The 6,795-nt window shown below is 48.2% G+C and carries 6 protein-coding genes; 2 read left to right on the forward strand and 4 right to left on the reverse strand.

Annotated features, from left to right (window positions below; all coding sequences use genetic code 11):
- Positions 1-14 precede the first annotated feature (14 nt).
- From Q0369_RS10815 to rsmA, 4 genes are all read right to left on the reverse strand, one after another.
- Positions 15-785, reverse strand: a complete 771-nt coding sequence (locus Q0369_RS10815) for a pseudouridine synthase (protein WP_298099810.1) — start codon at positions 783-785, stop codon at positions 15-17.
- Entirely contained in the window at positions 785-1,747 is a 963-nt protein-coding gene (locus tag Q0369_RS10820; protein ID WP_298099812.1) for a KpsF/GutQ family sugar-phosphate isomerase, read from the reverse strand. Before Q0369_RS10820 ends, Q0369_RS10815 begins: the two co-directional genes overlap by 1 nt.
- Before the next feature lie 330 nt (positions 1,748-2,077).
- Entirely contained in the window at positions 2,078-4,318 is a 2,241-nt protein-coding gene (locus Q0369_RS10825) for a ribonuclease J (RefSeq protein ID WP_298099815.1), read from the reverse strand.
- On the reverse strand, positions 4,299-5,159 hold the full coding sequence (gene rsmA / locus Q0369_RS10830; protein WP_298099818.1) for a 16S rRNA (adenine(1518)-N(6)/adenine(1519)-N(6))-dimethyltransferase RsmA: 861 nt from the start codon (positions 5,157-5,159) through the stop codon (positions 4,299-4,301). Before rsmA ends, Q0369_RS10825 begins: the two co-directional genes overlap by 20 nt.
- Positions 5,160-5,250: 91 nt before the next feature.
- Here rsmA and hisF point away from each other — a divergent pair, with 91 nt between their 5' ends.
- Positions 5,251-6,105, forward strand: a complete 855-nt coding sequence (gene hisF / locus Q0369_RS10835; protein ID WP_298099822.1) for an imidazole glycerol phosphate synthase subunit HisF — start codon at positions 5,251-5,253, stop codon at positions 6,103-6,105.
- Positions 6,106-6,142: 37 nt separating this feature from the next.
- Positions 6,143-6,795, forward strand: a 653-nt coding sequence (locus Q0369_RS10840) for a purine-nucleoside phosphorylase (RefSeq protein WP_298099825.1), incomplete at its 3' end; no start/stop codon positions are given.

Raw genomic sequence — 6,795 nt, forward strand, 5'->3', positions numbered from 1 at the left:
CTCTTTTCTTAAATTTAATAGCGGATTTTGTTTTCTTTCAGAAAATCGCGCAGATCTTCGTATTCGCTCTGATTGAAATAGCGCCATTTGCCGGGCTTTAGCGTTCCAAGCGTCATCCTACCGAATGCCGTGCGCTTAAGTTCCACGACGTCTAGATCGAAGTAGCCGAAAAATCTACGCAACTCGCGATTTTGACCTTCGTTGATGATCGCTTTGATCTTCGTATAGCCGCCGCTGCTAGGCATTATGCGGTAGCCCAAAAAGGGCTTAAATTCCATCGATTTGATCTTGCTTTTGGCGTGCGCGCCCTTGCTTGCGTCTGCGGCGAAAAAGCCCTCGCGGATCGCCGTTACCACCTCATCCTCCACCTCACCTTTTACCTTTAGATAGTACTCCCGCTCGATGTCGCTGTTCATCAGCGCCGTAGCGATCGCGGGCGCATCGGTCAGCAGCAAAAGCCCCTCGCTTGCAAAATCCAAACGCCCTACGCTAACAAATCTACTAAATCCCTCAGGCAAGCTATCGTAAATCGTCCGCCTGCCGCGATCGTCCTTTTTAGTAACTAACTCGCCTTTGCGTTTGTTATAAACGATCATCGTGAATTCCGTCTTAGGCTTAATGAGGCGCGAGCCTATGCGGATCTTCTCCTCGCCGCTAACCTCTATAAAATCGCTAACGACGCGACCGTTAATGCTAACCTTGCCCTGCTTGATCAGCTCGTCCGCCTCACGGCGTGAGTAGCCGGTGTTGTGGGAGATAAATTTATTCAGACGCATCTTTTGCATTATTTTAGCCCCAGGCTCGTTAGATCATGGATATGCAAGATCCCCGCAGGCACGCCGTTTTCGACTACGGGCAGGACTTGGATTTTAAATTGCTCGATCAAATTTAGCGCATCTATTGCGAGCATATTTTTATCGTCCAGCATTTTAGGATTTTTGGTGGCATATTTTAGCGCGCCGTCATTGATGTCAAAATCCTCTCGCATCAGTGCGCGGCGCAGATCGCCGTCGCTTAGGATCGCCTCAAGCGCGCCCTTTTCATCCACTAACAAAACGGTGCCGAGCTTTCCGTGCGTCATAACGTCGATAGCTTGTTTTAGGCTGGCGTTACGTCTTGCGAGCGGCAAATTTTTGCTTTGCATCACATCTTTTACTTTGACAAAAAGCCGCTTGCCGAGGCTTCCGCCGGGATGGAAATTTGCAAAATCCTCTTTGCCGAATCTACGCTGCCTCATCAAACAGATCGCTAACGCGTCGCCTAACGCAAGTGTTAGCGTCGTAGAAACCGTCGGCGCGGCGCCTAGGGGACAAGCCTCTTTGACGATATTTAGGCTTATGAACTCATCGCTAACCTTGCCGAGCGAGCTGTTTTTATCGCGCGCCATCGCAATGATCTTCACGCCGAAGCGTTTGAGGTGAGGTAAAATTCTAACCAGCTCCTCGCTCTCGCCGCTAAAGCTGATCGCAAGCACCATATCGTCCTTACCGATCATACCCAGATCGCCGTGCAGTGCCTCGGTAGGGTGGACAAAAAACGACGGCGTACCGGTGCTGGCAAGCGTCGCGGCGATCTTGGCGCCCACATGTCCGCTCTTGCCCACGCCGGTGACGATTACCTTGCCCTTGCAAGCAAGGATCAGACTTACGGCTCGCTCAATTTCGCTACCGATAAGATCCACATGCCGCAAAAGCTCCGCTCCTTCGAGCCTCAGCACCTCTCGTGCCGTATCTAAAATTTCACTCATTCAACCTTCTTTTTAAATTTGCCTTCATTTTGCGCCGCGCCTAAATTTGCGCTAGCTAAAATTTCGCACCTTAAAATTTACGCCATAAAAAATTCTAACCTACAAAATCGCGCGCCCCCTACCTACTCGCCGCGAGCTTGCTAGACGCTCTTTAAATTTCGCTTTACACCGAAATTTTACTCTTAAAATTTTAACTCTTCACTTTAAAATTTCACGCTGCAAAGCCCGCTCACATCGCAAAATTTCACGCCCGAGCGCTAACCGGCGCCATTAAAATTTCACTCGCCCGCCGCAGATCAAAGCCTCTTTGCGCGCTAAATTTAGCCGCGCTTACATCAAATAAATCACCGGCACGATGGTCGGATATTTTTTGATCTTTCTAAAGATGTGCTTTCGCACGGCCTGGCGGATCTTGCCCTCCAGCGCCCAGTGATCGAGCAAAATTTCATCTTTTAAATTTGCTAAAAACTGCTCGATAATGCCCTGCATCTCCTTGGTAAAGTGCGCCGTTTGATTATCGGCGACGAGCCCATAGGTGATGACGCGCGTTTGGATGAGCCTCTTTTCGTTTTTGTCGATCTGCGCGATGATGACCGCGACGCCCGCATCGGCTAAATTTTGGCGGTGTTTGACGATTTCGTCGGAGATCTGCTTGTTGATCTGGTTGTCGATGAAGACCTTGCCCGTCTTGACAGTCTTGACGCGCTTTAGATATTTTTCGCAAACCTCCATCTGATCGCCGTCGTTCATCAGATAGATATTTTTCTCCTCGATACCGCACTCCATCGCGGTCTCTTTGTGCTTTACGATGTGGTTGTACTCACCGTGTACGGGTAGGAAAAATTTTGGCTTTATCAAGCGCAGCATGAGTTTTTGCTCCTCGATCGAGGCGTGCCCGCTTACGTGTATCTCGCTGAAGTCCTGATACGCGACCTTTGCGCCGCTTTTTAGCAGGTAGTTAAGCACAGTTGAGACGCTGCTTTCGTTGCCGGGGATTGCTTTGGCGCTGATGATTACCTGATCGGTGGATTTGATTTTAATGTATTTGTGCTCGTCCGTCGCCATGCGGTACAGCGCGCTCATCGTCTCGCCCTGCGAACCGGTAGTTACGATCAAAACCTCATTATCTGGGTATTTGGAGACCTGATCAGCATCGACGAAGATCTTTTTGTCTAAATTTACGTAGCCAAGCTCCATCGCAGTAAATAAATTTCGCTCCATGCTTCGTCCGATGACGCAGACCTTGCGGCCGTATTTTACGCCGCGCTCTATAGCCTGATAGACGCGGTGGATGTTTGAGCTGAAGGTACTCATTATCACTCGCCCCTTACAGCTTGAGAATATCGTATCAAAGGTCTTTCCTACCGAGCTTTCAGACTTTGTGATTCCTTCTTTGTGCGAGTTTGTGCTATCGCTCATCAAAAGCATAACGCCGCGATCGCCGTAATACGCAAGGCGGTTCAGATCGGTCGGATAGCCGTCGATCGGCGTGTGGTCGATCTTAAAATCGCCCGTGTGGATGATCGTGCCTGCCTTCGTCGTGATCGCAAGCGCGCTTGCGTCGATGATCGAGTGCGTTATATGAATAAACTCAACCTCAAAATCGCCGATCTGATAGAGCTGGCGCTTCTGTACGGGGCGGAAGTAGCTGCGCTCGGCTTTAAGGCCGTGCTCTTCAAATTTATTGCTTATCATCCCTAAAGGAAGCGGTGTAGCGTAGATCGGGAATTGAAATTCTTTGAAAAAATATGGCATCGCGCCGATATGATCCTCATGCGCGTGGGTGATGAGGATGCCTTTGATCTTATTTTTTATCTTGCGGACATAATCAAAATCGGGGATTAAAATGTCCACGCCAAGCATACTCTCCTCCGGAAAGCTCATGCCCACATCGACGATGATCGCACTCGTATTGGTCTCAAAAACGGTCATATTCGCGCCGATCTCGCCCAGTCCGCCAAGCGGCGTGATACGCACCGTCTCATCGCTGCGATTAGCGTCTTTAAGCGGGTGCAGGCGCTCCTCGTGGATCAGCTTGTTTTGCGCGATCGCATCGTCCATCGCCTTTTGCCACGGCTCGTTGCCAGTAAGACTTTTTGGCATATTTGAGCGCTTTTTATGCTTTTTCTTTTTCTGAGCGTCTGAGGAGCTTGCATCGTCTGCGGCGCTAGGATTTGCGCCTTTTGCGCTGCTGCTATTTGATTTTGCACGACCGTCGCGGTTTAAATTTGAACCGCCCGCGCCGTTTTCGTTGTTTTTTGGGTATGCGCCGCCGAAATGCGCACCATTCGCGCCGTTTGAATGCGCAGCGTTTAAACCGCCATTTGACGCGCCACCCACAGAATTCGATCCGTTGCGAGAGCTGTTTTTTGAACCCTTTGAACGAACGGAATTTTGCCCGTTTTTCGCGCCTTTGTTTTTGCGAGAGCCGTTTTCGTGCTCGCCGCCGAATTCCACATCGCCCGCAGAGCCTTCGCTTGCGATAGATTTTTTTAGATTTTCCTTGCGTTTTTTGTAGCGATTGCTTTTTTTGAGTCGTTCGACGCCGTTTTCATTTCTGTTTTCTTCCATCTTTTACCTTTAAATTTTTAAAAATTTCTAAAAAAAAGGTGGAATTTAACTCGTGCGCCCGAACTGTGGGCGGAATTTTCAAATTTAAAAAGATCTCTTCAGCTAAGCCTCTATCAAATTTTGCGCTTAAATTTTTAATAAGCGTCTTTCGCGGCGCACTGAAAGATACGCGCAAAAAGCTTTTAAATTTCTCGTATTCATCGAGACTTTGGAAATGGGCGCAACTTTTTACGCCGAGACTCTCCGCGCCTTCCTCGACACCGGGCTTAAAATTTTTACCTTTTACGAGCCTGATCACCGACGAAGTTACCTTCGGCGCGGGCTCGAAGCAGCCGGGCTCAACGTCAAACAAAAGCTCGCAGTCGCCCGCAAAATCGGCCAGAATCGAAAGGGCGCTAAAATCACTCTGCCCGGCTCTAGCACAGAATTTTAAAGCGACCTCCTTTTGGATCATCACCAAAAATCCGCTGCACAACTCATCGTCGATCGCCTGCAAAATCATCTTTGTAGCGACGTAGTAGGGCAAATTTGCGACCAAAAAATATTCGCCGCAGCCAAGACCCCGCTGCTGCCAAATCCGCAAAGCATCGCCCAAAACGAGCTCAAGCTCGCCGCTAGCGATCTGCTGCGCAAATTTAGCGCTTAAAATTTGATATAAATCTTCATCTATCTCGAAACTTTTTAATCTATGAAATTCCAAAAGCTTGCGAGTTAAATCACCTAAGCCAGCCCCGATTTCAACGACATTTTGCATGTTCTCGGGAATCGCTTGGATGATCTTGCTTAAAACGGCTTCGTCTTTTAAAAAATTTTGCCCAAACTCTTTTTTCGCCCTAATCATCGCGAAAGTCTAGCCAAATTTTACTTATAAAGTCATTATGTTAAGTAAAATTTGGCTAAAATCATAAAAAATTTTATTCCGAAGGGCTGCTTTGAATAGATTCGCAAAACGCATAATCCCGTGCCTTGACGTCAAAGATGGACGGGTGGTAAAGGGCGTAAATTTCGTAGGTCTCGTGGATGCGGGCGATCCGGTCGAGATAGCCAAACGCTACAACGAGAAGGGCGCGGATGAGTTGTGCTTCCTCGATATCACGGCGTCGCACCTTGAGCGCGATACGATCGTCGACGTCGTAGAACGTGTCGCGCGCGAGCTTTTTATCCCGCTGACCGTGGGCGGCGGCATCCGCACGATCGACGATATCTCGCGCCTGCTAAACGTCGGCTGCGATAAAATCAGCCTCAACTCTGCTGCGATAAAAAATCCTGATTTGATAGACGAGGCGGCGAATAAATTCGGCTCGCAGTGCGTCGTCGTCGCGATCGACGCAAAACGAAATTCGAGTGAAATTTCGCGCGGCGATTTACGCGACGCAACGCAGAATTTGAGCAGAATTTCAAGCGATTCGCAGGATGAAATTTTAGCCCAAAATAGCGAGCTTTGCGGTTACAGCGTTTTTATAAACGGCGGTAGGCTGGATACCGGCAGGGATGCGCTTGCTTGGGCGAAAGAGGCGCAGGAGCGCGGTGCAGGCGAAATTTTACTCACGTCAATGGACTGCGACGGCGTTAAAAATGGATTTGAGCTAAATTTGACGCGAATTTTCAGCGCGCTTGATATCCCCGTCATCGCAAGCGGCGGCGCGGGAAAAATGGAGCATTTTAAAGACGCATTTTTAGCGGGCGCGGACGCATGCTTGGCAGCCTCTATCTTTCACTTTAGAGAGATCGAAATCAAGGCACTTAAGACATATTTGCGGGAGCAAGGCATCGAGGTTAGGCTGTGAAATTTGAACTCAAATTTAGCGCACAAAAGGGCGTGGCGTGATTATTTCGGCGGGACGTAATGAGATATTTTCATTTGCGCTACCGATGGGTGTGGGGCTAGTGGATATGAGCATAAATTTGACGACGATTTTGCAAAAGCGAGTCATGGTTGATAGTAGCGGCAGATATGAGCAAAATTTGACGGCTAAGCAGCAGCCTGACGAGAGGCTAAATTTGATAGATTCGCCTATTTTGCAAAGCGCGAAATCCTCACAAAACTCGGATAAGATTTTAAACGCATTGCCGAGAGAAATCATTTTCGTAGGCTCGGCAGGACTTTACAAAGATGGTGAAGTTTTTGAAATTTACGAGAGTTCGGCCGCGGCAAATATCGAAATTTCAAGCCTAGAAAACAAGAGCTATTCGCCGATAGAGGGGGAAATTGCTTCTGTTGTTCCACGTGGAACATGCAAGGTAAACTCCTCAAATTTCATCACGACCGATCAAAATTTGGCTCATGAGCTTTTTGATTGCGGATATTTTTTAGAAAATATGGAATTTTTTGCCGTCCTCAAAGTCGCGCAAAAATTTCAAATCCCCGCTTACGGTATATTTGTAGCAACGAATTTCTGCGATAAAAATGCGCATGCCGATTTTATAAAAAATCACGAGCAAGCCAAAAAAGAGCTCGAAAAATACCTAAAACAAAA

Source organism: uncultured Campylobacter sp., assembly GCF_938030685.1.
Taxonomy (GTDB): Bacteria; Campylobacterota; Campylobacteria; order Campylobacterales; family Campylobacteraceae; genus Campylobacter_B.